This window comes from Streptomyces flavofungini (assembly GCF_041028215.1).
Lineage (GTDB): Bacteria > Actinomycetota > Actinomycetes > Streptomycetales > Streptomycetaceae > Streptomyces > Streptomyces flavofungini_B.
This window is the reverse complement of the sequence record NZ_JASKYR010000882.1, coordinates 1-3,187: the sequence shown is the minus strand read 5'-3', so window position 1 is coordinate 3,187 and position 3,187 is coordinate 1. Positions and strand designations below refer to the sequence as shown.

The 3,187-nt window shown below is 72.5% G+C and carries 3 protein-coding genes; 2 read left to right on the top strand and 1 reads right to left on the bottom strand.

The genetic code is table 11. The annotated features are described in order from the left end of the window. On the top strand, window positions 1-837 hold an 837-nt coding region (gene bla, locus AB8Z36_RS35975; protein ID WP_369217594.1), incomplete at its 5' end, for a class A beta-lactamase. A gap of 25 nt (window positions 838-862) precedes the next feature. On the opposite strand, the gene AB8Z36_RS35970 is transcribed toward bla, so the two are convergent. Then, the gene (locus AB8Z36_RS35970) at window positions 863-1,591 is read right to left on the bottom strand and encodes a FadR/GntR family transcriptional regulator (RefSeq protein WP_369217593.1); all 729 of its coding nucleotides are present in this window, start codon (window positions 1,589-1,591) and stop codon (window positions 863-865) included. Window positions 1,592-1,788: 197 nt separating this feature from the next. On the opposite strand from AB8Z36_RS35970, the gene AB8Z36_RS35965 reads away from it, so the two are divergent. Further along, complete coding sequence (locus AB8Z36_RS35965; protein ID WP_369217592.1) at window positions 1,789-3,087, top strand: SLC13 family permease; 1,299 nt, start codon at window positions 1,789-1,791, stop codon at window positions 3,085-3,087. Window positions 3,088-3,187: the final 100 nt, after the last annotated feature.

Genomic DNA, 3,187 nt, shown 5'->3' with positions numbered 1-3,187 from the left:
GCGAGCACCAGGGCGTACGCCGCCGAGCCCGGCACCACGCTCGCCGGACGGCTCCGCGCGCTGGAGCGGGAGTACTCCGCCCGGCTCGGTGTCTTCGCCCTCGACACCGCCTCGGGCGCGACGGTGACCCACCGCGCGGACGAGCGCTTCCCGATGTGCTCGGTGTTCAAGGGCCTCGCCGCGGCGGCCGTGCTGCGCGACCTGGACCGGCACGGCGAATTCCTCGCCCGGCGCATCCACTACACCGCGGAGTTCGTGAACGCCGCGGGCTATGCCCCGGTCACCGGCAGGCCGGAGAACATCGCGCGCGGCCTGACCGGCGCCGAGCTGTGCGCCGCCGCCGTCAGCGAGAGCGACAACGCCGCCGGGAACCTGCTCCTGCGCGAACTGGGCGGCCCCGCCGCCCTCACCCGCTTCTGCCGGAGTCTCGGGGACGGCACGACCCGGCTCGACCGCTGGGAGCCCGCGCTCAACAGCGCCGAGCCCTGGCGGGCCGAGGACACCACGAGCCCCCGGTCCATCGGCATGACCTACGGACGGCTCCTCCTCGGCCGGGCGCTCCCGGCCGGGGACCGCGAGCGGCTGTGGGACTGGCTGGTGGCGAACACCACCAACACCGAGCGCTTCCGCAAGGGCCTGCCCGCGGACTGGGTCCTGGCGGACAAGACGGGAGGCGGCGCCCAGTACGGCGTCGCCAACGACGTGGGTGTCGTCCGGCCGCCCGGGCGCAAGCCGCTGGTCCTTTCGATCCTCTCGACGAAGTACGACCCGCAGGGGCCCACGGACAATCCGCTGGTGGCGCGGGCCGCCGCGCTGGTGGCCGACGCGCTCGTCTGACGATCTCCCTCCCGTACGCGCCTGTTCAGAGCGAGGGCGTCGCGTCATCCGGGTCCGGCTCCGGGTCCCAGTCCAGGAGCCGGACCTTCGCGACGGTCCGCACATGGCGCCGCATCGCCGCCGCCGCTGCCGTGCCGCGCCCCGCCTCGATGGCGTCGAGGATCGCCCGGTGCTGCGCCAGGGAACGGCCGGGCCTGCGCGGCTGGCGCAGGGACTCGCGCCTGCTCTCTGCGATGTCGTCGGCGATGGAGCGCATGAACTCGGCGAGCAGGGTGCTGTGGGCGGCGGCGGTGACGGCGGCGTGGAAGCGCCGGTCGCCCTCGGCGCCGTGCCCGCCTCCGGCGATCTCCGCGGCCATGTGGTCGAGGGATGCCCGCAGTGCGGCAAGGTCCTCCTCGGTGCGCCGCTCCGCCGCGAGTTCAGCGAGTTTCGTCTCCATCGCCTCGCGTGCCTCAAGGACGTCCGGCAGTCTGCGACGGCGTTCCACGAGCCGCTCGACGGGTTCGGCGTCCAGGCTGTCGCCGACGAGGTACGTGCCGCCGCCCTGCCGTACTTCGACGAGTCCCTGTACTTCGAGGACGACGATGGCCTGCTTCACCGAGGCGCGGGACACCCCGAGCCGCCGGGCCAGTTCACGTTCGGGCAGGAGCCGGTCGCCCGCCTTCAGGCCGCTCTCCGCGGCATGGCAGCGCAGCCGGTCGAGCACCTGCTCGTAAAGGCGCGTACGCCCCATGGGACGCAGTGCGTCGGACATCTCCTGCCCCCTGATTCCGGAAGGCCCCCGCCCCCGTGGCGAGGGCAGCCTAGCAGCGCCATGCGGTCCAGTGGCTGAACCAATTTTCCCGTACCCCTTGACGGCTGAAACCGTTCGCCCCGACTCTGAGTGCCGTCAACAGGCCAATTGGTCCAGCCACTTGACCACCCAGGGACGGCCCCAGGACGGGAGCCCACATGTCCGCGGAACTCATCTCCATCCTCGTACTCGTGGTGGTCTTCGTGATCGCCACCACCCGCTCGGTCAATATGGGCGCGCTCGCCTTCGCCGCCGCGTTCGCGGTGGGTGAGCTGGTCGCCGACCTGGACGCCGACGGCATCTTCGCCGGTTTCCCCGGCGATCTGTTCGTGGTCCTGGTCGGTGTCACCTACCTGTTCGCCATCGCCCGTTCCAACGGCACGACGGACTGGCTGGTGCACGCGTCCATCCGGCTGGTCGGCGGGCGCATCGCGTGGATTCCCTGGGTGATGTTCGTGATCGCCGGTGCGCTGACCGCGATCGGGGCGGTCAGTCCGGCGGCGGTGGCGATCGTCGCTCCGATCGCGCTCAGCTTCGCCGCGCGCCATGGCATCAGCCCGCTCCTCATGGGCGCCATGGTGGTGCACGGGGCGCAGGGCGGCGGGTTCTCGCCGATCAGCATCTACGGGTCCATCGTGAACGGCATCGTCGAGCGCGAGGACCTGCCGGGCAACGAGGTCGCCCTCTTCCTCGCCTCGCTGGTCGCCAACGTGGTCATCGCGGGGGTGGTGTTCGTCCTGTGCGGCGGCCTCAGGCTCGGCCGCCGCCGGGTGGCGGACGACGGGACCGGCGCCCCCTCCGGCACCACCACGCACCACGGCACCCCGCACGACGGCGATCCGCACGACGACGGCACCCGGCTCACCGCCCCCCGCGTCGCCACGCTGGTCGCGCTCGTCGCGCTCGTCGTGGCCGTCCTCGTCCTCGACCTGGACGCGGGTCTGACCGCGGTCACCCTCGCCGTGCTGCTCAGCGCGGTGTGGCCGGACACCAGCCGCAAGGCGGTCGGCGAGATCGCCTGGCCGACGGTGCTGCTCATCTGCGGTGTCCTGACCTACGTCGGCGTGCTGGAGGAGATGGGCACCATCAAGTGGGCGGGCGAGGGCGTCGGCGGCATCGGTGTCCCGCTGCTCGCGGCCCTGCTGCTGTGCTACATCGGTGCCCTCGTCTCGGCGTTCGCCTCGTCGGTGGGCATCATGGGGGCGCTGATCCCGCTGGCCGTGCCGTTCCTCGCACAGGGGGAGATCGGGGCGGTCGGGATGATCGCGGCGCTCGCGGTGTCGGCGACCGTGGTGGACGTCAGCCCCTTCTCCACCAATGGCGCCCTCGTCCTCGCGGCGGCACCGGACGTGGACCGGGAGCACTTCTTCCGGCAGCTCATGGTGTACGGAGGTGCCGTGGTCGCGCTGGTGCCCGCCGCGGCGTGGCTGGTGCTCGTGGTCCCCGGCTGGGGGTGAGGGTGGTCCCCGGCACCGGCCACTCATGCAGAGGCCGAGACGTGCCCCGCCGCATCCCGTAGCAACGCACCCCCCAACCGGACCGCCTCACCCGCACCCC